General features: G+C 68.6%; 19 protein-coding genes. 11 read left to right on the top strand and 8 right to left on the bottom strand.

The annotated features are described in order from the left end of the window. Positions 1 to 60: 60 nt before the first annotated feature. The 5 genes from G6N09_RS03750 (at position 61) to G6N09_RS03730 (ending at position 7,152) form a co-directional block, all read left to right on the top strand. Positions 61 to 1,812 carry a DUF2339 domain-containing protein gene (locus G6N09_RS03750; RefSeq protein WP_083023777.1) on the top strand — a complete coding sequence of 584 codons (1,752 nt, stop codon included), beginning with the start codon at positions 61 to 63 and terminating at the stop codon, positions 1,810 to 1,812. Positions 1,813 to 1,818: 6 nt separating this feature from the next. After that, a complete protein-coding gene (locus tag G6N09_RS03745) occupies positions 1,819 to 3,129 on the top strand; it encodes an acyltransferase family protein (RefSeq protein WP_083023973.1) in 1,311 nt (436 codons plus the stop codon). Between the two features lie 51 nt (positions 3,130 to 3,180). Further along, positions 3,181 to 4,299: a phosphate ABC transporter substrate-binding protein PstS gene (gene pstS / locus G6N09_RS03740; RefSeq protein WP_083023779.1), complete on the top strand. Its 1,119-nt coding sequence runs from the start codon at positions 3,181 to 3,183 to the stop codon at positions 4,297 to 4,299. Between the two features lie 85 nt (positions 4,300 to 4,384). Next, on the top strand, positions 4,385 to 6,358 hold the full coding sequence (locus G6N09_RS03735; RefSeq protein WP_083023975.1) for a serine/threonine-protein kinase PknD: 1,974 nt from the start codon (positions 4,385 to 4,387) through the stop codon (positions 6,356 to 6,358). A 179-nt stretch (positions 6,359 to 6,537) separates the two neighbouring features. Then, positions 6,538 to 7,152, top strand: coding sequence for a cation efflux transmembrane domain-containing protein (locus tag G6N09_RS03730; RefSeq protein ID WP_083023977.1), 615 nt, complete (start codon positions 6,538 to 6,540; stop codon positions 7,150 to 7,152). A 102-nt stretch (positions 7,153 to 7,254) separates the two neighbouring features. Here the strand turns inward: G6N09_RS03730 and ctpC are convergent, their stop codons facing one another. The 4 genes from ctpC to G6N09_RS03710 form a co-directional block, all read right to left on the bottom strand. Further along, a complete protein-coding gene (ctpC, locus tag G6N09_RS03725) occupies positions 7,255 to 9,459 on the bottom strand; it encodes a manganese-exporting P-type ATPase CtpC (RefSeq protein ID WP_083023781.1) in 2,205 nt (734 codons plus the stop codon). 31 nt (positions 9,460 to 9,490) lie between these two features. After that, a complete protein-coding gene (locus G6N09_RS03720; protein WP_083023784.1) occupies positions 9,491 to 9,772 on the bottom strand; it encodes a DUF1490 family protein in 282 nt (93 codons plus the stop codon). A gap of 184 nt (positions 9,773 to 9,956) precedes the next feature. Next, positions 9,957 to 10,631: a TIGR03089 family protein gene (locus tag G6N09_RS03715; RefSeq protein ID WP_234806948.1), complete on the bottom strand. Its 675-nt coding sequence runs from the start codon at positions 10,629 to 10,631 to the stop codon at positions 9,957 to 9,959. A 61-nt stretch (positions 10,632 to 10,692) separates the two neighbouring features. After that, positions 10,693 to 12,162, bottom strand: coding sequence for an LCP family protein (locus G6N09_RS03710; RefSeq protein WP_179959870.1), 1,470 nt, complete (start codon positions 12,160 to 12,162; stop codon positions 10,693 to 10,695). 387 nt (positions 12,163 to 12,549) lie between these two features. Here G6N09_RS03710 and rfbD point away from each other — a divergent pair, with 387 nt between their 5' ends. The 4 genes from rfbD to G6N09_RS03690 all read left to right on the top strand — a co-directional run bounded on the left by rfbD (position 12,550) and on the right by G6N09_RS03690 (position 15,822). After that, positions 12,550 to 13,407, top strand: a complete 858-nt coding sequence (gene rfbD / locus G6N09_RS03705) for a dTDP-4-dehydrorhamnose reductase (protein WP_083023786.1) — start codon at positions 12,550 to 12,552, stop codon at positions 13,405 to 13,407. A gap of 10 nt (positions 13,408 to 13,417) precedes the next feature. Continuing rightward, the gene (locus G6N09_RS03700; RefSeq protein WP_083023788.1) at positions 13,418 to 14,305 is read left to right on the top strand and encodes a glycosyltransferase family 2 protein; all 888 of its coding nucleotides are present in this window, start codon (positions 13,418 to 13,420) and stop codon (positions 14,303 to 14,305) included. Further along, on the top strand, positions 14,302 to 15,375 hold the full coding sequence (manB, locus tag G6N09_RS03695) for a mannose-1-phosphate guanylyltransferase ManB (RefSeq protein WP_109558845.1): 1,074 nt from the start codon (positions 14,302 to 14,304) through the stop codon (positions 15,373 to 15,375). Before G6N09_RS03700 ends, manB begins: the two co-directional genes overlap by 4 nt. Positions 15,376 to 15,465: 90 nt before the next feature. Next, positions 15,466 to 15,822 carry an Rv1352/Rv1906c domain-containing protein gene (locus tag G6N09_RS03690; protein WP_083023790.1) on the top strand — a complete coding sequence of 119 codons (357 nt, stop codon included), beginning with the start codon at positions 15,466 to 15,468 and terminating at the stop codon, positions 15,820 to 15,822. Positions 15,823 to 15,827: 5 nt separating this feature from the next. Here G6N09_RS03690 and G6N09_RS03685 read toward each other — a convergent pair whose 3' ends face one another. Genes G6N09_RS03685 through cofD form a run of 3 tightly spaced genes read right to left on the bottom strand, consistent with a single transcriptional unit; the run spans position 15,828 to position 18,696 of the window. Then, on the bottom strand, positions 15,828 to 16,361 hold the full coding sequence (locus G6N09_RS03685) for an NUDIX hydrolase (RefSeq protein ID WP_083023792.1): 534 nt from the start codon (positions 16,359 to 16,361) through the stop codon (positions 15,828 to 15,830). Continuing rightward, the gene (locus tag G6N09_RS03680) at positions 16,358 to 17,698 is read right to left on the bottom strand and encodes a coenzyme F420-0:L-glutamate ligase (protein ID WP_083023794.1); all 1,341 of its coding nucleotides are present in this window, start codon (positions 17,696 to 17,698) and stop codon (positions 16,358 to 16,360) included. Before G6N09_RS03680 ends, G6N09_RS03685 begins: the two co-directional genes overlap by 4 nt. Then, complete coding sequence (gene cofD / locus G6N09_RS03675) at positions 17,695 to 18,696, bottom strand: 2-phospho-L-lactate transferase (protein WP_083023797.1); 1,002 nt, start codon at positions 18,694 to 18,696, stop codon at positions 17,695 to 17,697. The genes G6N09_RS03680 and cofD overlap by 4 nt, the downstream gene beginning before the upstream one ends. Before the next feature lie 345 nt (positions 18,697 to 19,041). Between cofD and G6N09_RS03670 the strand changes: the two genes are divergently transcribed. Then, positions 19,042 to 19,449: a WhiB family transcriptional regulator gene (locus G6N09_RS03670; RefSeq protein ID WP_083023799.1), complete on the top strand. Its 408-nt coding sequence runs from the start codon at positions 19,042 to 19,044 to the stop codon at positions 19,447 to 19,449. A gap of 44 nt (positions 19,450 to 19,493) precedes the next feature. Here G6N09_RS03670 and G6N09_RS03665 read toward each other — a convergent pair whose 3' ends face one another. After that, positions 19,494 to 19,946, bottom strand: coding sequence for a metallopeptidase family protein (locus G6N09_RS03665; protein WP_109558857.1), 453 nt, complete (start codon positions 19,944 to 19,946; stop codon positions 19,494 to 19,496). A gap of 93 nt (positions 19,947 to 20,039) precedes the next feature. On the opposite strand from G6N09_RS03665, the gene G6N09_RS03660 reads away from it, so the two are divergent. Continuing rightward, the gene (locus tag G6N09_RS03660) at positions 20,040 to 20,480 is read left to right on the top strand and encodes a DUF3499 domain-containing protein (protein WP_083023987.1); all 441 of its coding nucleotides are present in this window, start codon (positions 20,040 to 20,042) and stop codon (positions 20,478 to 20,480) included. Positions 20,481 to 20,494: the final 14 nt, after the last annotated feature.

The raw sequence follows: 20,494 nt of genomic DNA, 5'->3' as shown, positions 1-20,494 counted from the left end.
GGGCAAAGTCGAGTAGTCCTACTCATCCGATTTCGCCTGCCGTGCGGCATCGTTGCCGACGTGACCGAACCACGTGCTGTTCTTACTCGGCTTACCGCGGAATGCCACGCACTGTCCTGGCAGCTCTACCGAGTCTCGACGGAGCTCGCCGAACTGGATCGGCAGCTCAGCGCACCGAGCATCCCGCCGGCTGCCGCCGTGCCCGTGATCCCGGTGGCAGCGCCGTACGTGCCGCCGAGCCCGGCGCCGTCACCAACTCAGGTAGTCCCCAAACCTGAAGTCCCCGTGGGCGCCTCGGGGTGGGTCGGCAAACTGCTTGCCGTTGCGGGTGTCGCGGTGACACTCGTCGGCGTCGTCCTGCTTCTCGTGCTGGCGGCCCAGGCCGGCATCCTGCGTCCCCAGATCCGGGTGGTCGGCGGCTTCGTACTGTCGGCCCTGCTGGTCGGAGCGGCACACCGGCTGCACGGTCGCCCTGGCGGACGGACCGGGGCCATCGCGTTGGCGGCCACCGGAATCGCCGCGGCCTACCTGGACATCGTCGCGATCACCGCCTACTACCAGTGGGTGCCGGCGGCCGTCGGGTTGGTGGTTGCGGCCGCGGTCGGCGGAGCCGGACTGGTCTTGTCGAGGCGTTGGGACTCTGAGCACCTCGGGGTGCTGGTGTTGGTTCCGCTGATTGGTCTGGCGCCGGTCCTGACCGGGGACATCGACCTGCTGCTGATCGGTTTCCTGCTGGCCTTGTCGGCGACGGCCTTGCCGGTGCAGCTGGGCAAGGACTGGACCGCGATGTTCGGGGCACGCATCGCGGCGGCGACGTTGCCCCTGCTGACCGCGCTGGTCGCGGTCAGCGGTGACGACCACCGGCTGCTGCTCGGCGGGGCCTGCGCGGTGGCGGCAGTGCTCGCCGTCATCGGTGGCCTGCTGGTACTTCCGACCAGCACCAGGCCGGGCACAGTCGCGTTGTTGACGGCCGCCGGCACACTGCCGGTGCTGGCAGTGGGAGCCGTGGTGGGCCGGGCGCCGGCCACCGTGCTCGCGGGTGCGCTTTCGGTCGTCATGCTCGGGATAGTCCTTGCTCACCGGGCACTGCAGCCGGTGGCCGTGCAGGTCTTCGCGGCGCTGTCCGCGGTCGCCGCACTGATCGCGGTGACCACGGCGTTCCAGGGCTCGGTACTGGCGCCGGTGCTGCTGGGCATGGCCCTGTTGGTCGCGATCGCCGGGCAGCGCAGTGGCGTGGGCCGTTGGGTCTCAGCAGGTTTCGGTTTCGCGGGAGGCATCGTCTACCTCGGCTATGCAGCACCGGGCACTCTGATCAGCCCAACGCAGATGTCGATTCCCGACACGGTCGCAACGCTGGTTGCGAGCCTGCTGGTGATCGCGCTGGTGATCGCCGTGGCCCGGGCCTACGCGCTGGCCGACAGCACAGATCCGGCCAATGCTCCGATCTTGGCGGTGGCCGGTGGGGCGCTGATCGGCTATGCCGTCACCGCGTTCACCGTCACCGCCGGCGTCGCTGTCGGCGGTACCGGGGGCGGGTTCCTGGCTGGTCACATGGCGGCCACCCTGTGCTGGATCACGATGGCTGCCGTGCTGCTGCGCCACGCGTTGCGCCTGGCCGACCGCGGTGCCCGTACGTGGGCGATCGCGGCCGGTCTGGCGCTCACCGGAGCCGCCACCGCCAAGCTTTTCCTGTTCGACCTGGGCACTCTGGACGGCATGTTCCGGGTAGCGGCGTTCATCGTCGCGGGCCTGCTGCTGCTGGGCATGGGCACCGGGTACGCGCGCAGTCTGGCGCAGCAGGACGAGCGGTAGCCGATGATGACCACCTTGTTGGGATTCCCGGGACCCGCCGAGCTCGCTGCGGCGACGCCGGTCGAGCGTGATCGCGCTCTGGACGTCATGCGCATCACCGCGCTGGTGGGCGTGGTCGCCGGCCACACGGTGATGGCCACCAGCGTGATCCGTGACGGAGTGCTGATCTGGGACAACCTGCTGACCGCCACGCCGGCACTGGCGGGATTGACCTGGGTCTTCCAGGTCATGCCGCTGTTCTTCTTCGCCGGCGCCGCCGCCTGCCTGAGCACCTGGCGTCCGGGAGGCGAGTGGGGCGTCTGGCTGATGAGACGCTGCACAAGGTTGTTCCGGCCGGTGTTCTTCTACCTGGGTTTCTGGGCCGTCGCGCTGTCCGTGCTGCGGCCGCTGTTGCCCCGCCACGTCTACGAACCGGTGGCCGGCATCAGTATTCAGCTGCTGTGGTTCCTCGGGGCCTACGTGCTGGTGCTTGCCGCGATGCCGATGCTGTCTCGGATCACCACCGCAGGCCGACTTCTCGTCGGTGTCACCGCTGTCTACGGATCAATCGCGGTCATCGACGTCCTACGGCTGCACGATCCGGCGTTCGCGCCGCTTGGCTACCTGAACCTGGCGGTATGGCTGATCCCGGCGATGTTCGGTGTCGCTTTCCGGCGCGGGCTGTTGGCCCGGCGCGTGGCGCTGGCAATCGCGGCGGCGCTCCTGATGATCGATGTCGCGCTGGTGGTCTTCGGGCCCTACCAACTGAGCATGGTCGGCACCGGCGATCACCAACTGTCCAACACCAATCCGCCGTCGCTGCTGCTGGCCGGGCACGCGATCGTGCTCAGTGCGTTGGCGATTTGCGCCGCCCCGGTGATCACCCGATGGGCGCACCGGCCACGGGTGTGGTGGTTGGCCGCGGTCGGCAACTCCGGAGCCATGACGCTGTATTTGTGGCACATCCCGGTGTTGCTGGGCGTCCACCTGCTCTTCGACCAGATGGGCTGGGCTCGCTATCCGGGACTGCCGCACTTCGCCGTCATCAGCGTCATGCAGCTGATCCTGGTGGTAACCGCGGTCGGTTGGCTGTTTGTGGTGCTGCGGGGGCTGGAGAACAACGCCCTGCCCGGCTGGGACGCCCCGATCGTCGCGGCCCCGGGCCGCGGAACCGTCGCGGGCCTGCTGCTTCTGGTGGCTGGGGCCGCGACACTGGTCGCGGTCAAGTGGGGGCTCAAAGATGACGGGCTGATCTGTGTCGCGGTGATATTGGCCGCGTTGACCGGTGCACGGATGCTCCTCACCGGGCCCGGAACCGCGTCTGACTGCCCGCGCTGAAACCGGCGGTACCAGGCCCGCGGGCGGGCGGTCGCGGTACAGTCTCGTCCTGTGAAATCCGGCCGATCGACCGTGCTTGCGGCGCTACTGACGATCGGCGCAGTGATGGTCTCGGCCTGCAGCGACAGTGCCACTCAGTTGGTGTCCGCCGCCGACCCGTCGGCGGGGGTGGATTGCGGGGGCAAGGGCGAGCTGCGCGCCGGCGGCTCGACCGCCCAGGCGAAGGCGATCGAACAGTTCGGCTACGCCTACAGCCGGGCCTGCCCGGGCCAGACCGTGGACTACGTCGCCGACGGCTCAGCGGGCGGTGTCGACGACTTCATCGCCAATGAGCTCGATCTGGCCGGCTCCGAGGCCGCCCTGGATCCCGCCAAGACTCAGCCGGAACGGGCCGCGGAGCGTTGCGGTTCACCGGCCTGGAACCTGCCCGTCGTGTTCAGTCCGATCGCGGTCACCTATCGCATCGCCGGGGTGAACAACCTCAGCCTGGACGGGCCGACTCTGGCGAAGATCTTCAACGGCAGCATCGGCAGCTGGGACAACCCCGTGATCAAGGCGCTCAACGCCGGGGTCGCCCTGCCTGCACTGCCCATCCATGTGGTCTACCGGGGCGATCGAGCCTCCAGCACCGCCAGTTTCCAGAGGTACCTCGACAGCGCCTCCGACGGCGCGTGGTTCGCCGGGGGCGGCGATATGTTCAACGGCGGTATCGGTGAGGCCGCCACCGGCAACAGCGGTGTCGCGACAGCGCTGCAGAGCACCGAGGGCTCCATCACCTACAGCGAGTGGTCGTTTGCGGTGGGCAAGCAGCTGCCCATCGCCCAGGTCGTCGCCTCGGCGGGATCCGCACCGGTGGCGATCTCCGCAGAATCGGTCGGTAAGACGATCGCCGGGGCGAAATTCGTCTCCGACATCAACGCGAACAATGACCTGGTGCTCGACACGACCTCGCTGTACCGGCCCGTCGACCACGGCGCATATCCGATCGTGTCGGCGACCTACCAGATCGTCTGCTCCAAATACCCCGACGCCGCGACCGGCACGGCCGTCAAGGCGTTCCTGCAGGCCGCGATCGGTCCTGGCCAGGATGGCCTGGATCAGTACGGCTCCATTCCGCTGCCGGCGTCCTTCTCATCCCGGGTCCTGGCGGCAGCGAACGCGATCTCGTGACCGTTTGCGGCGTTGTTGCCGGTTAGTCTGGTAGCCAATCTTTCGCCGCAGTGCGCGGCACTGTGGGTCGAAGGGAGTGTCGTCGGTGAACAAGCCCGAACCGGGTTCGCGGACCGGATCGCGATTCGGCCCGTACCAATTGGGGCGGTTGCTCGGCCACGATGCCGTGGGCGACCTCTACCGGGCCGAGGACACTCGCCATGACGAGATGGTGGCGCTCAACCTGATCTCCGAGGTGCTCTCGGCCGACGCGGCGTTCCGCGGCCGGCTGGAAGACGAAGCCGAGGCTGCCGGTCAGCTCACCGAACCCCATGTGGTGCCGATCCGTGCCTACGGCGAGATCGACGGTGTGCTGTATCTGGAGACCGGTCTGCTCGACGGCGCCGACCTGGCGACGGTGTTGGCGGATTCCGGTCCGCTGAGCCCGCCACGTGCGGTGGCCATCGTGCGCCAGATCGCCGCCGCGCTGGACGCGGCACATAACGCCTATGTGGTGCACCGCGACGTCAAACCCGCCAACGTCCTTGTCACCGGGGACGATCTGGCCTACCTCATGGATTTCGGGGTGGCCGCGGCGCTCGCCGAACCCGGTGCGAGGGCCAAGCCCTCTGCAGGAACTCTCGCCTACATGGCGCCCGAGCGTCTCTCCGGGGAGCAGGTCACGCACCTCGCCGACATCTATTCGCTGGCCTGTGTGTTGGCCGAGACGCTCAGCGGGGTGCCCCCATTCGCCGCCGAGACAGTTGACGAGGCGATCGAGGAACGCCGCACGGCGGAGCTCCCGCAGCCGAGCAGGCTCCGTCCCGGGCGAGTTCCGGCGGCCATCGACGCCGTGCTGGCACGCGGGCTGGCGCGGAAACCCGAGGAGCGCTACAGCAGCGCCGGTGAGCTGGCGGCCGCGGCCTACCAGGCGCTGACGGAGCCCGAACGCCACCAGGTCTCCCGCATTCTGCGGCGCGGCGAGCCGGCACTGCACCTGCCCGGCGGCCTGGAGCCTGAACCCCGATCCGAGTTCCGCGGCGGCGCTGCGCTGCCGGCAGGTGTCAGCCGAACGGGATGGACGCCGGCGGAAGCCGGTCTTGGTGGCCCGGCCCCGGCACCGTTGCCCATGTCGCCCCTGCTGCGCGGCGACCTGCAGGCGCCTACCCCGATCATCCCCACCCCGTCCCGGCGCTGGCGGCGTCCCAGCAAACCGGTGCTGGTGGCCGCCGCTGCGGTTGCAGTGGTCACGGTCGTCGCCGGCATCGGGCATCTGGTGTCGCAGCCCTCGTCGGCGACGCCCGTCGCCGCGCCACCCCAGGATGTGCTGCCCTTCACCAACCTGGAGTACCGACTCTCACCCGGTGGGGTGGCGGTGGACGGCGATGGCAACGTCTACGTCGCCAGCGAGGGCATGCACGGGCGGGTGGTGCGCTTGGCCGCCGACTCGGCCGCTTCGACGGTGATGCCGTTCAGTGACCAGTACCAGCCGCGCGGCCTGGTGGTGGACAGCATCGGCAACGTGTACTTCTCCGATGTCAACAGCCGAGTGATCAAACTCGGCGCAGAGTCGGACACCCACACGGTGCTGCCGTTCGCCGGCCTGGACGACCCCGACGGTGTCGCGGTGGACTCCGAGGGCAACGTCTACGTCGCCGACCGCGGCAACGATGTGGTGTTGCGGCTGGACGCCGTCTCCAATATCCAGACCACGGTGCCGTTCATCGGCCTCAACAAGCCCGACGGGGTGGCGGTCGACTCCGCCGGCAACGTCTACGTCACCGACACCGGCAATAACAGGGTGCTCAAACTAGTGGTTGCCTCGGGCGAACAGGTGGTGTTGCCCTTCGCCGGGATCGTCGCCCCATGGGGTATCGCGGTCGACGAGGCCGGTGACGTCTACGTCACCGAACACAACCGCAACAAGGTGGTGAAACTGGCGGCCGGGGCCGCGATCCCGGTGGTGCTCCCGTTCACCGGTCTCAACGCTCCGTTGGACGTGGCGGTCGACAAGCATGGCGGTGTCTACGTCGCCGACCGCGGTAATGACCGGGTGGTCAAGGTGGACACCGACAGTTAGGCGACCGGCGCCGCCGCCGCTGTGACGGCTGTCTCACTGAAACGGCAGGTAGCATTTTTTTCGTGGACAGTCGCGTCGTGGGGCCTGCAACGGGCATCACCGAGCCGGTGATCGACGCGGCGGTCGCAACCACCGGGCAGCACGACCACGATCACGCGGGGCACGCCCACACCGTTGGTGTGGTCCGCGACGAGGGCTGGCGCCGGGCGGCGATCTGGGCCCGTCGGCTCGCCTGGGTGAGTCTGGTGCTGGTCTCGGTGGAAGGCGTGGTGGGCCTGTGGCAGGGTCTGGCAGCCGGGTCGATCGCTCTGACCGGTTGGGCCCTGGGTGCTATTCCCGAGGCGCTGGCCGGGGCGGTGGTGATCTGGCGTTTCACCGGTGCTCGTACCCTCTCCGAGACCGCCGAGCGGCGTGCCCAGATCGGGGTGGCGATCTCGTTCTGGATCAACGCCCCCTACATCGCCGCGGAGTCGGTACATCACTTCTTCGGCGACCAGCACAGTGAGGGCACCGCCATCGGTATCGCGGTGACGGCCGCCGCCGCTCTGGTGATGCCGATTCTGGGCCGTGCCCAGCGGCGGCTCGGCACCCGATTGGGCTCGGCGGCGACCGTCGGTGAGGGCGTGCAGAACTACTTGTGTGCGATCCAGGCCGCCGCAGTGTTGGTCGGGCTCACGCTGGCCACGCAGTGGGCCGGTGGTTGGTGGCTGGACCCGCTGATCGGTCTGGGGGTGGCCGGCGTCTCGGTGTGGCAGGGCTTCCGCTCCTGGCGCGGTGAGGGCTGCGGCTGCTGACCACCGGGGAAACCCGGTCGCGCCTCCCGCAGGAACGCGAAGTCCCGACTGCCCTGGAGCTGGTGGTGGTGCTCGACAGGAACAGTCGGGACGGGAGACAGATTACGGCACCGCGGGGGCAGACGCCAACGGTTCTGTCTCGAGCCGGTAGCGAATCAATCGCGAGCTGTTGGCCACGACGGCCACCGACGACGCGTTGTGCAGGATCGCCGCCAGCACCGGTGACAGCGCACCGCCGGCACCGATCAGCAGGCCGATCGCATTGACCGCGATCGACATTCCGTAGTTCTGCCGGATCACCTCGACGGCCCGGCCGCCCAGATCCCGGACATCGAGCAGCCGGCGCAGATCGTCGTTGGCCAGTGCGACATCGGCGGTCTCGACCGCCACATCCGTGCCGGCCAGGCCCATCGCGATGCCCATGTCAGCGGCTGCCAACGCCGGCGCGTCGTTGACACCGTCGCCGACCATGCCCACCACATAGCCCTCGTCCTGCAGCCCGCGGACCACCTGCAGCTTGTCCTCGGGCAGCACCTCGGCGCGCCATTCGGTGATGCCGAGTTCGTCTGCCACTGCCGCCGCGGTCTCGGGGTGGTCGCCGGTGAGCATGACGATCCGGCGAATTCCCGTGGCGCGCAGCTCCTCGACCACCTCACGAGCCTCCGGGCGGACTTCGTCGCGCAGGCTGATCAAACCGACCAGCACGCCGTCCACCGCCAGTAGTAGCGGGGTCTCGGCTTGCGCGCGCAGCTTGGTGACCCAGGCCGCCGCCTTCTTCGAGATGCGGACCTTCTCCGAGCGCAGCAGGTTCGGGCTGCCCAGCAGCAATGTGCGGCCATCGGCCCAGGTGCGGATGCCCAGACCGACCAGGACCTCGCACTCCTCATGCGGCGGGATGATGATGCGGCGTTCTTCGGTGGATCGGATCACCGCCTCGGCCAGCGGGTGCCGCGAATGCAATTCTGAGCTGGCCGCGTAGGCGAGCACCTGCTCGGGTTGCCAATCTTTATGTATAGCAACGATGTTGGTCACCACTGGGCGGCCCACCGTCAATGTTCCGGTCTTGTCGAAGACGATCGCGTCGACCCGGCCGGCCTGCTCCAGATGCGATCCACCTTTGATCAGGATTCCGCGGCGAGCACCATTGCCGATCGCGGCGCTGATCGCGGTCGGTGTGGACAGGCCCACCGCGCAGGGGCAGGCGATCAGCAGCATCGTCATCGCGCGGCGGACATCGCCGGTAAGCACCAGGGTGGCCGCCGACAGAAGGAACGAAGCCGGAACGAAGCGCCGGGAGAAGTTCTCGCCGACGGTCTGGATCGGGGCGCGGTCGAGCTGGGCCTCCTCCACGCGGCTGATGATCCGGCCGATCACGGTCTCATTGCCCACCGCGGTCGCCCGCACCACGAGTCGGCCGCGTACCACCACGGAACCGGCGTGCACGCCCGCGCCGGTGGCCACGGTGACCGGCAGAGTCTCGCCGGTGATCGCGGACTGGTCCACGATCGCATCGCCGTCGACGACTTCGCCGTCGACCGGGATCGCAACGTGGTCGTGGATGATCACCTCGTCGCCGATCTGCACCGTGTCGATGGGCACCTGTACTTCGGTACCGTCGGTCAGCCGGATCCAGGCCGTGTCCTGGTTGCCCCGAAGCAGGTCGGAGATGGCGCGGCGGGTGCGGCGCAGCGTCAGATCCTGCAGGTACTCACCGATATTGAGCAACCACAGCACGGTGAGGGCCACCACGTTCTCACGCAGTACGAGGCTGGCCACCGTCGCAGCGGTCACCAGCGCGTCGGTTCCGGCTTTGCCGGACCGGATCGAGCGCAGCGCACCCCTCAGGAAGGGGTAGCCCATGAACACTGTGGCACCGGTGGCGACGAGCTGGCCGCTGGGTCCCAGCAGGGGCGGTCTGGCAAAGGCGTAGCGGCGCAGACCCAGCAGTGCCAGTGCGGCGCCGCCGATCACCATGCGCAGCACGTCGGTGTTGCGGATGTCGGCCGAGCGGGGAGTGCGAGTCGGGATCAGTTCGGCGGCGACGGTGGCCGCGGAGGCGATCGCCGCGAGGATCTCCGCGGTGTCGCTGCGCTTCGGTGAGTACCAGACCACGACAGCGCCGGTGCGGGGATAGGCGTGCACGGTGCGGACGCCGTTGACGCGTCCGGCGGCCTCCTCGGCGGCCACGGCGCGTCGCGAGTCACCGCGCACCCACCCGACCCGCACCCGCATCCGCCCGGCCGCGTCGGAGACGACGGCCAGCTCTTCGTCGGTGGGCACGGTCGCCACGGTGCCGTTGCGTGTCATCGCTGCACTCCCCATCGTCGGCGCCGGGCGCTCAGTGGTCGTGGTCGTGCGCGACGGCCGCGGCCGGCGGGGTCGCCTCTTCGCCGATGCGCTCACGAGCCTCGGCGACCACGTCGGCCACCTTCAGTCGGGCGGACTCGGCCGCTTCTTCAGCCCGGCGGGTTCCCCGCAGACTCCACTCGGTGGCGGTGACCGCTGCCTCGTGCAGCGGAGCCTTCGCCAGTGCCCGGCGGGCCACTTCGTACGCGCTCACTCCGACCAGACCGGTGAACACCGTCGATGCCGCTTTAGCCAACAATCCCTGCACTGCCATGAGCCTTCTCCTCTTTCACGCGGCGGATTCTTGCGGGTAAGGGTATCAGCATATAAGCATCTATGCATGAATAGGCGGCGCGGTCTGGCCCCGATATCGGACGCGAACGCGTCCCCAGTCGGAATCTGGCGACGCGACGTGGGCGTGTCGCGTCGTGAAATTCCGGCTCGAGGGCCGGGGCGAGTCAGGCCAGGATTCGGGTGACCTTCTCGCTGGCCCGACGGCGCTCCTGCAGGTCGGGATCGGGGTTGGCGACCTGTACCAGGGACGCGCCCACGGCGAACACCGCCAGCAAGTGCTCGATCAGCTCAGCCGGGGTGTCCCAGCCCTGGGTGGACCACACCCGGTCCGACGGTGTCAGCGCCGCTGCCGCCGCGACACTCCGGGATTGCCCCAGCACGTCGTCGACGGAGGATCCCGTCAGGGCCGGGCCGGGGTGCCGTTCGGCGACGATCTGGTCGCCGTGCACGCGCACCGATGTCGCGTAGTCGGTGACGCCCACCGGCAGGTCCGGAGCGGGCCGGCCGAACGCGTCCAGCGACAGCACCACCACCTCGCCGCCGGTCTCGGCCACCGCCGCGTCGGCCTGATCGAGACGGTCGGCCGTGCACAGCGCGACGTCGGCATCGCCGTCCGGTGCGGCCAGCAGCACTTCGGCGCCGATCCACCACACGCCGAACAGCACCGCCGCGGTCTGCCAGTGCGCCGGCAACAACACCGCGATGCGGCTGCCCGGGCCGGCGCCGAGTTCGTCGCGCAGCAGGTTGCCGGTCTTGGCGGCCCAATTCGCCAACGTCGCCGCGGACAACTCGATACGTTCCCCGGTCGCGTCGTCGTAGTAGGTGATTCGTGGCCCCATCGGGTCGGCGCGCAGGATCGGATCAAGGATCGCCGAGCTGAGGTTGGTCACCGCAGCGACGTTAGTTCACGCACTGCGGGTCGTTGGAACCTGCGGTCAGAATCGGTGACGCAACCGGGATTTGAGGTGCGTCGTCGTCATCGAAGCTGGAGATACCGGCCGCCTCGGTGCGGTCGCCGGTGCCTAGGCCCGATCCGGGCCCGGTGTAGTCATTGGCCAGCACGACGCGCACCGTGCCGCTCGGAACGGACTCGTTGGCCACCACCGGCAGTCCGCCCAGATCCCTGGCCACCGCCCGCGCGCCGGGGTCCTCGGCCGAGGCAGCCTGCACCTGACTGGTGGGCACATGACCGGTTTCGTTGTTGCCGACAGCCCCGGTCCCGAACCCCTTGGCGTTGAGTACCCCGGAGACCGCCGAGGCCAGGCCGTTGATGTCGGTGTCGTTGAGCACGCTGGCGGTGGTTTCCTCCGGGCTGTAGGCCAGCAGCTCGGTCTTGCCCTCGTCCTGATCGTGCAGCAGACCGGCCACCCAGTCGGCCACTTGGTTGGGGTCGACACGCACCACGCTCTGCATGCCGTCGTCGCTCCACCCAGCCTCCTCGAGCACCGGGATCGTGGCGAAAGCCACCTTGCCCGCCGCCAGGTCTTGGGCCTTGGTGACGAAGTCGATCACGTCCCAGCCGGCAGAGAGCACCACCGAACGCTGTACGGCCGCCTGCAGTCGTGACAGGGTGCCCGGGCTTGACAGTGTCTTGCCGGAGATGACCTGGTGCGCCAGCGACGCCATGACCGTCTGCTGGCGCCGGACTCGGTCCAGGTCGCCGTGGGGGAGTTCATGGCGCTGCCGGACGAAGCTGAGGGCCTGGGCGCCGCCGAGCCGTTGCCAGCCGGCGGGGAAGTCCGCGCCGGAGAGCTCTTCATAGACCGGTTCCTTGAGGCAGACGTCGACGCCGCCGAGGGCATCGGTGATCAGCGCGAACCCGAGCAGCCCGATCTCGGCGTAGTGATCGACGGTGACTCCGGTCAGATTGGCGACCGTCTGGATCAGGGCCTCGCGTCCTGCCTCGGTGCCGCGGGCCTGCGCCTGCACCGGATCCATCCCGGATTCGACGAGCGCGTCGGCAGTCTCGAGCCGCGTGGCCCCGTACACGCCGTTGATCTTGGTCTTGTCCAGCCCGGGTGCCGCCACGTAGGAGTCGCGGGGGATCGAGATCGCGGTGGCGGACTTACCGTTGTTGGGGATCCGGACCAAGATGATGGTGTCGGTGTTGGTGGCTTCGTCGTCCCCGACGCGTAGTGCGGCCAGCTCTTCGGGGGTCAGCGGATTTCCATGCGCGTCGGTGCGACTGTCCATCCCGACCAGCAGGATGTCGACCGCGCCGTCGGACCCGCCGTCGCCCAGCGCCAGCGACGAGACATGGAAGATGCCGTCTTCGAATGACCGGACTTGGCTCCAGGCGACCCCGGTGCCCAGGACGATGGCGACGGCTGCCACCGTGGCGATCACACGAATCACACGTTGCGCAGGCATCACTTCAGATTACTTGCGTAACTGCCGTATCGCCGGTAGCCGACATCGGCGTGCCAGACTCGGCGGCCTAGCGAGCCTCGACGGAGGAGAGGCGAAGCTGGGGCCGCCGGATGGGCGGGGCGGCCTAGCGAGCCTCGACGGAGGAGAGGCGAAGCTGGGGCCGCCGGATGGGCGGGGCGGCCTAGCGAGCCTCGACGGAGGAGAGGCGAAGCTGGGGCCGCCGGATGGGCGGGGCGGCCTAGCGAGCCTCGACGGGGAGAGGCGAAGCTGGGGCCGCCGGATGGGCGGGGCGGCCTAGCGAGCCTCGACGGAGGAGAGGCGAAGCTGGGGCCGCCGCATAAGCTCGGCGGTTTAGCCGTGCTGGGGCCGCCGCATAAGCTCACGCTCATGCGGATCGTGATCACCGGCGCCGGCGGCCAAGTCGGCACTTTCCTGGCCAAACGCGCTGCCGACGCAGGTAGCGACGTGTTGGCACTGACTTCGGCGCAATGCGATATCACCGATCCCGCCGCGGTGGACCGCGTCGACCTGCGGTCCGGTGACGTGCTGATCAACTGCGCGGCCTACACCCAGGTGGACGCGGCCGAGGCCGATGCCGAGCGCGCCCATGCCGTCAATGCGGCCGGACCGGGGCACTTGGCGGCCGCGTGTGCACGTGCCGGTGCGCGGCTGATCCACATCTCCACCGACTACGTCTTCGACGGCGACTTCGGTGGGGCCCCGCCACGACCGTACGAACCGGGTGATGCCACCCGGCCGTTGTCGGTGTACGGGCGCACGAAACTGGCCGGGGAGAGCGCCGTGCTGGCAGCCGCACCGGATGCTCTTGTCGTGCGCACCGCCTGGGTCTACACCGGCGGCCCCGGCGGCTCCGACTTCGTCGCGGTGATGCGCAAAAAGGCCGCTGGTGACGGCGACGTGGAGATGGTCGACGACCAGGTCGGGTCCCCGACCTACGTCGGCGACCTCGTGGATGCGCTGCTGGCGCTGGCGGCCGCACCGCCACGTGCCCGGGTGGTGCATGCGGCCAACGCCGGGGCCGCGAGTCGGTATGAACAAGCCCGGGCGGTCTTCGCCGCGGTCGGTGCCGATCCGGACCGGGTCCGCCCGGTCAGCAGCGCTGCGCATCCCCGCGCGGCTGCCCGGCCCGCCTACTCCGCCCTGTCGGGAGCCGAATCGGCGCGGGCCGGCCTGCAACCGCTGCGCCAGTGGAGCGATGCACTGTCCGCGGCATTGGCCAGATAACCTCTACGCCGTGAGTGAGGCGCTACCGGTGGTGACGGTGACCTATTCGCCGGGACGACATCTCGATCGCTTCCTGGCATCGCTGCCAATGGCGACCGATCGCCCGGTTCGCGTGGTGATTGCCGACAACGGATCGACCGATGGTGCGCCGGAGGAGGCCGTGCAGCGGTATCCCCACGTGCACCTGCTGCGTACCGGGGCCAACCTGGGTTACGGCGGAGCGGTCAATGCCGGCGTGGCGCAACTGGACGCCGAGGACGGCGAACGCAGCGAATTTCTCATCGTGGCCAACCCCGACGTTCAGTGGGGCCCGGGCAGCATCGATGCCCTGCTGGATGCGGCCGCCCGTTGGCCGAAAGCGGCGACGCTGGGTCCGCTCATCCGGGAGCCGGACGGCTCGGTATACCCCTCAGCCCGCCATCTGCCCAGCCTGATCCGTGGCGGTATGCACGCCGTGGTCGGCCCGGTGTGGCCCAACAACCCGTGGACCCGCGCCTATCGACAGGAACGGCTGGAGCCCAGCGAGCGCCCGGTGGGTTGGCTCTCGGGGGCCTGCCTGCTGGTGCGCCGGGCGGCGTTCGACGCGATCGGCGGCTTCGACGAGCGCTACTTCCTCTATATGGAAGACGTCGACCTGGGGGACCGGCTGGACAAGGCCGGCTGGCTCAACGTCTACGTGCCCTCCGCCGAGGTGTTGCACCAGAAGGGGCATGCCACCGGCAAGGACCCGGCGCGCAACCTGGCGGCACACCACCGCAGCACCTACACCTACCTGGCCGACCGGCACACCGGCTGGTCGCGTGCCCCGTTGCGCTGGAGCATGCGGGGCGCGCTGGCGGTGCGCTCACACCTGGCGGTGCGCAATGCTCGCCGCAAACTGACGAAGGGGCAATCGTGACACTGAGCGAAGTCGACGCGGTCGTCCTCGTCGGCGGCAAGGGCACTCGGCTGCGTCCACTGACGCTGTCGGCGCCCAAGCCGATGCTGCCGACCGCGGGTCTGCCGTTCCTGACGCACCTGCTGTCGCGGATCGCCGCCGCCGGTATCGAGCACGTCATCCTCAGCACGTCCTACAAACCGGAGGTGTTCGCGCAGGAATTCGGTGACGGGTCCGCGCTGGGCCTGCAGATCGACTACGTGACCGAAGAGGAGCCACTGGGCACCGGCGGCGGCATCGCCAACGTCGCCGGAAAGCTGCGCCACGACACCGCGATGGTGTTCAACGGCGACGTCTTGTCCGGAGCGGACTTGACCGAGTTGTACGACTACCACCGCGAGCAGGCCGCTGAGGCCACTCTGCATCTGGTGCGCGTCGGCGACCCGCGGGCTTTCGGTTGTGTCCCCACCCGCGACGGTCGGGTCACCGCATTCCTGGAGAAGACCGAGGACCCGCCGACGGACCAGATCAACGCCGGCTGTTATGTGTTGTCCCGCAGAGTGATCGAAGCTATTCCGCGCGGACGGCCGGTCTCGGTGGAACGCGAGGTGTTCCCGGTCCTGCTGTCTGACGGTGTCAAGGTCTGCGGATACGTCGACACCAGCTACTGGCGCGACATGGGCACTCCGGAGGACTTCGTGCGCGGTTCGGCGGACCTGGTGCGCGGCATCGCGCCGTCGCCGGCGCTGACTGGCCAACGGGGTGAGGCACTGGTGCACGACGGTGCTTCGGTGGCGCCGGGTGCGGTGCTGATCGGCGGGACCGTGGTCGGTCGGGGCGCGGAGATCGGCCCGGGGGCTCGGCTCGACGGCGCGGTGATCTTCGACGGGGTGAAGGTCGAGGCCGGTTGCGTGATCGAACGCTCGATCATCGGATTCGGCGCGCGGATCGGTCCACGGGCGCTGATCCGGGACGGGGTGATCGGCGACGGCGCCGACATCGGGGCCCGCTGCGAGCTACTGCGCGGTGCCCGGGTGTGGCCCGGGGTGTCGATTCCCGACTGCGGGATCCGCTACTCCAGCGACGTTTGAGCCGCGTCGTGCGTTGACTCTGCGCTCACGGCGCACCCTTCTCGCACTTTTCCGCCCTACACGCAGAGTCAACGGTGAATAGTGAGAGCTATGTTCGCCAGGGTCTGCATCGTGTGCGTGGCAGCAGTAGCCATGGCGGTGCCTGCCGCTGCGGATCCGCTTGACCCGATACCGGGCAACGGCGTCTTTCACGTAGGCGCCGATATCGCACCGGGCCTCTACCACACCGGCGGTTCGGGTTCGGCCTTCGGCGTGTGGATCAACGATGTGCCGACCCAGGAGTCGATGTGCTCGTGGTTCACCTACAGCACACCCGATGCGACCAAAGATCATGTGGTCGCGGCGAACACGTCGATCGGCCCGATGTATGCCAGCATTCCGGCATCGGTCAAGGCCTTTGAATCGCACAACTGTCAGCCCTGGACGCGAGTGACCGATTCCCCGTAAAAGGTCTACCCGACTGCTTGTGCCACCAGATGCGCCAAGGCGTCGTCGGCGTCCGGTGGCAGCGCGTCGACCGGCCACCAGCGCAGGGCCAGCGATTCCTCGCTGATCCCGATCTGGGCGTCGGCCGGCGCATGCGCCACGAACTGCAGGTCGAGGTGCCGGGTCGGCACTCCCAGTGAGCACGTCACCGGGTGCACGTGAACCGCCGCCAGCTGCGGATCCAGTCGCAGGCCGGCGATACCGGACTCCTCGGTGGCCTCGCGCAGTGCGGCGGCGGTGATATCGGCGTCGGTGTCCTCACAGTGCCCGCCGAGCTGCAGCCAGCGCCCGACCCGCGGGTGCAGCGTCAGCAGGGCCTGCCCGCCGGTGTGGTCGAGCACCAAGGTCGATGCGGTGATGTGGCCGGGAACGCATTCCCGTAGGCATGCGTCACTGCGCGCATCCAGAAATGCCAGTACCGCGTGCCGCAGCGAATCCTGCGCGGAATCCGGTGCGGTCCAGGACCTCAGTGCCGCAACAGCGGAGTCGTGCAGACTCATCGGCGCACCAGCAGCTCGCCGACATCGGCCGGCGGGCGCGGCTCAGGCGGCTCGGTGGGATAGCCGATAGCGATGGCGCCCAACGGTTCCCAATCGGCAGGAAGGTCGAGCTCGGCGCGTACCAGTGCCGGAGTGAAAATGGTCGACCCGATCCAGCAGCTGCCCACGCCGCGCACCGCCAGCGCAACCAACAGGCCCTGGACTGCGGCGCCGACCGCGACCGTGAACATGGTGTGCTCAGCGGCGGTTCGGGCCGCGTCGGGATAGTGGTGTGCGCCGTCGGGAACCATCATCGGTATGACGACTTCGGGTGCGTCGTAAAGGATCTGGCCGCGTGACACCCTGGCTTCGATGACTTCCGGGGACTTACCGTCGTCGGTCAGGTCGGCGCGCCACTGGGTGGCCATGGCGTCGAGGAGCCGGGTCCGCAGCTGCGGAGTCTGCAACCAGACGAACCGCACCGGGCGGGTGTGGTGCGGCGCCGGTGCGGTCAGAGCCTCGGCCATGGCGTCGGTGATCAGTTGTTCCGGAACAGGTTCGCCGGTGAAGCTGCGCACCGAGCGGCGCAGCAGCTGAGCCTGGCTTCGTCCGGCCTCAATGGCCTCGGCGGTGCCCAGCCAGAACAGGTCGTCGGGACCTGAGCGCACCAGTGCTGCCGCGGTGGAGCCGTTGTCGGGGCTTAAGACCCCGCGCACCACGGCTACCGGCACGTCCGTGAGCTTGCCTTTGACCAGGTCCGCGGCGGCAGCCAGTTCGTCGGCGACGGCGACTTCGGTCACGACCAACTCGTTGCCGTGCCGGTCGAGTGCACCGGCGTAGCCGTTGAGGACGGTCAGGCCCGACGCACCGATCGCGACGTCGATCTGTCCGTTGCGCCAGGCCCGTCCCATGGTGTCGGTGATCAGCACACCCACGTCCACGCCCAGCCGCTCGGCCAGACCGGTGCGCAACTGCGCGGCGCTGCCGTCCGGATCGACCGGCAGCAAGGCGAGTTCGTCGGCCCCGACGTTGGAGCCGTCCACGCCGGCTGCCGCCTGCACCAGTCCGATGCGGTTCTCGGTGATCCAGGTGCGGCCTTTGCGGGCCAGCACCCGCACCGCCTCTGCCTCGACCAGTTGACGTCGCAACGCGTCCCGCGCCTCGGCATCGTGCGGCGCCGGGACGATACGGCCCTCGCATTTGGACACCACCTTGCTGGTGACCACCACGATGTCGCCGTCGGCAAGCCAGGGTGCGGCCTGCGCCAGAGCCGATGCGAGATCGTCGCCCGGCCGGAATTCGCCGAGCCCGCTCACCGGCAGGATCTCAACTTTGGCGGCGCTGCCGTGCTCGGTCATCGCACGCCCGCGAGATCCAGCCCGGCGCGCACCATCTCGGCGGTCGCCGACGGGTCCGTCATCAGCAGTGGGGCGGCATGTACGGTCACTCCGGCGATTTCGTCGCCGCCGGCCTGTTCGCCCTCGTGCACCAGCCAGTAGTCCAATATCCCGGTTCCGCTGCGTGCGCCGTAGTGCTCGCCGACGGCCCGCGAGGTGGAATCCAAGCCGATCACACTCAGGCAGATATCGGCCATGCCGCGCAACGGCTTTCCAGCGATGATCGGGGAGTACCCGACTACGGGCGCCGCCGTCGAACGTAGGGCTGCGCGCACACCCGGGACTGCCAGGATGGCGCCGATGCTCACCACCGGGTTTGAGGGGGCCAGCAGCACGATATCGGCACCGGTGATGGCATCAACGACTTCTGGTGCGGCCGATGCCTTCTCCGCGCCCACGAAGCCGAAGCCGTGGGTGGGCACCTGGGCGCGGTGGCGCACCCACCACTCCTGAAAGTGGATCGCGCGCTGAGTGTCATCTTCGGGATCGGTGATCACGACGTGGGTTTCACAGCTGTCATTGGTGACCGGCAGCAGCCGCGCTCCGGGCCGCCAGCGCTCACATAGGGCGGCCGTCACCTCCGACAGCGGATAGCCGGCCCGCAACGATTGGGTCCGGACCAGATGGGTCGCCAGGTCGCGATCGCCGAGGCTGAACCAGTCCGGTTGCATGCCATAGCGGGCCAACTCCTCCATGGCGTGCCAGGTTTCGTCGCGGTGGCCCCAGCCGCGCTCGGTGTCCACGCCGCCGCCCAGGGTGTACATGCAGGTGTCGAGATCCGGGCAGATCCGCACGCCGTGCATCCAGGCGTCGTCGCCCACGTTGACCACTGCCGTCAGGTCGTGCGCGGGCGTTTCGTCGGCTGAGGAGGGCGCAAATTGGCCCAGACTCAGCAGTTTCTGGACGCCGAGCAGGAATCGGGCGCCGCCTACCCCCCCGACGAGAACGGTGACCTTCACAGCGCACGACAGTACCTTTGGCGCCGATATGGTCGTTGTGGCGGACCGTCATCGGCGCCACCGCGCAGTGCGGTAAGACACGCCGATACCCCGATGTGGGGTAGATGACAGGGACTCGCCGATCACGGACGCGTGGGAAAACGATCACGAGATGGTAAGGAATTTGGCCAATCGGCTTGACCGCGCTGGGGCAACCCGTGTCTAATCACACTAGTGTCATTTCCCGGTTGGCCAGCCGATTTTGGTGTCGCAGACCGAGATTCGATCACATGTTCGAATCGGGATGGTCAGTATCTCGAGTTTGGGCCGTCATATCAGTATCGCGCTACAGGTGAGGAGCGGAGCATGTCCTATGAGCACCTTTGGGGCGTGATGGGGGGCGCAACGCACGCCGGTGCCGAATTGGCTGCGCCGACCGGACTCGAGATCCCGTCGACCGGACTCGAAGTGGCGCCCAGTCGGCCGCATCTGAGTCTGGTTCCGGAGCCCGAGGAGTACGACGAATTCGACCCGTTCGACCCCGAGACGGCCACCAACGAGCAGTGGCAGGAGCGTGCGCTGTGCTCCCAGACGGACCCCGAGGCCTTCTTTCCGGAGAAGGGCGGCTCTACCCGCGAGGCAAAGAAGATCTGCCAGCGCTGCTCGGTACGTAGTGAGTGCCTGGAGTATGCCCTGGCGCATGACGAACGTTTCGGAATCTGGGGCGGGCTGTCCGAGCGGGAGCGCCGTCGCCTCAAGCGCGGCATCATCTGATCCCGGTCTCGGCCGCGCCGCTGCGCGCGTGATGTTCGGAGAACTCAGTCGTCGATCGTCGGATCGATGACGCTGGGTTCGACATCCAGGTAGGTGGCCACTTGGGCCACCAGGATCTCGTGCAATAGCTCATCGAGTTCAGTGCTGTCATTTGCGCGCTGCTCAATCGGCTTGCGGAACAACAAGATCCGGGCGCGCGTGGAATTGCCTCGAACGTCTACCCCGGCAGGAATCAAGCGGGCCAGCGGAATCGGACCGTCCGCGACCACCTCAGGGGGCCACTGCACGCTGTCGGGATCCTTGGCGGCGATTCGCGGGATCTCGTCGACGGCCACATCGAGGGCTGCCAGCCGTTGTTTCCACCGCTGTTCGATGGGTTCGTAGGCCTCCAAGACCGCCATATCGAAACGCTCCGCGCGACTGCGCCAACCTGGCACAGTCGGCGGTAACAGCGGCCCGCGGGGTTCACGGCCGCGCCAATGCCGACGCGTGGCGATCACGCCCACGATGGTAACGGTTGTGCATAGGGTGCCCGTCGCTTGCGCGTGTCCGGCGGCGTCGCGGCGCGCGGCCACGATAGCCTCGACCGCGTGAACGTTCCCCGCCGCTGCTGCAGGCCAGGGTGTCCGCACTATGCGGTGGCGACGCTGACGTTTGTCTACTCGGACTCCACCGCCGTGGTCGGTCCGCTGGCGACGGCCGCTGAGCCGCATTCCTGGGACCTGTGTTTCAGCCATGCCGGCCGGATCACCGCCCCACGGGGCTGGGAGCTGGTCCGCCACCCCGGCCCGTGGGTGTCACCCGAAGAAGATGACCTGATCGCGCTTGCCGAGGCCGTTCGCGAAGGGGAATCCGGTCGGGCGGCCCCCGCCAACGGGTGGTACCCGCAGACCAATCCGGTTGACTCGCCCAACCGGGGCGCACCGGCTGCTGCGCCTGGTGGCGGCCTGTTGGCACCCGCTGGTCCGCCCGGCAAGACCAACGGTCGTCGCCGCGGCCACTTGCGTGTATTGCCCGACCCGTCGGACTGACCGCAGGTTCCGGG

It is taken from the genome of Mycolicibacter minnesotensis, assembly GCF_010731755.1.
Classification (GTDB): Bacteria; Actinomycetota; Actinomycetes; order Mycobacteriales; family Mycobacteriaceae; genus Mycobacterium; species Mycobacterium minnesotense.
This window is presented reverse-complemented; position numbering and strand designations above follow the sequence as displayed.